This is a genomic window from Streptomyces sp. cmx-18-6, assembly GCF_046548915.1.
Classification (GTDB): Bacteria; Actinomycetota; Actinomycetes; order Streptomycetales; family Streptomycetaceae; genus Streptomyces.
In genome coordinates this window covers 1-656 of record NZ_JAEBEP010000043.1, presented here as the reverse complement: position 1 = coordinate 656, position 656 = coordinate 1, and the positions used below count along the sequence as shown (strand labels likewise).

At 68.4% G+C, this 656-nt stretch carries 1 protein-coding gene and 1 pseudogene; both read right to left on the bottom strand.

Features of this window, described 5'->3' with window-relative positions:
• Positions 1-106 (bottom strand): annotated as a pseudogene (locus tag ACLJPL_RS34050) (electron transfer flavoprotein subunit alpha/FixB family protein); the annotation flags it as partial.
• 79 nt (positions 107-185) lie between these two features.
• Positions 186-656, bottom strand: a 471-nt coding sequence (locus tag ACLJPL_RS34045) for an electron transfer flavoprotein subunit beta/FixA family protein (protein WP_411084814.1), incomplete at its 5' end; no start/stop codon positions are given.

Here is a 656-nt window from a genome sequence, read left to right as displayed (position 1 = left end):
CCACCGCGACCGGGTCACCGATCCGGCGGGCCAGCGTCAGCAACTCCAGGGTCGGCTTGCGGACCGCACCGTCCACGTGATCGACGAGAACAACAACTTCAGCCATGACAACGCACTCCAGACGAGAGAAGGAAAACCGGGGAGGGGCACACGCGAGCCGGGACGGCGGGCCGGGGGGCGGGGGGTCAGATGAACTTCTGGCCCGCGAGGAACTCGGCGAGCTGCCTGCCGCCCTCACCCTCGTCCTTCACGACCGTGCCCGCCGTGCGCGCCGGACGCTCGGTGGCGGCGTCGACCGCCGTCCACGCACCCGCCAGCCCCACCTCGTCCGCCTGAAGACCCAGATCATCCAGATCCAGCGACTCCACCGGCTTCTTCTTCGCCGCCATGATCCCCTTGAACGAGGGGTAGCGCGCCTCACCGGACTGGTCGGTCACCGACACCACCGCCGGCAACACCGCCTCCAACTCCTCCGAGGCGGTGTCACCGTCACGACGCCCCCTCACCACACCACCGTCCACCGCGACCCGCGACAACAACGTCACCTGCGGCACACCCAACCGCTCCGCCAGCAACGCCGGCAGCACACCCATCACACCATCGGTGGAAGCCATCCCGCAGATCACCAGGTCATAACCGGTCTTCTCCACCGCCTT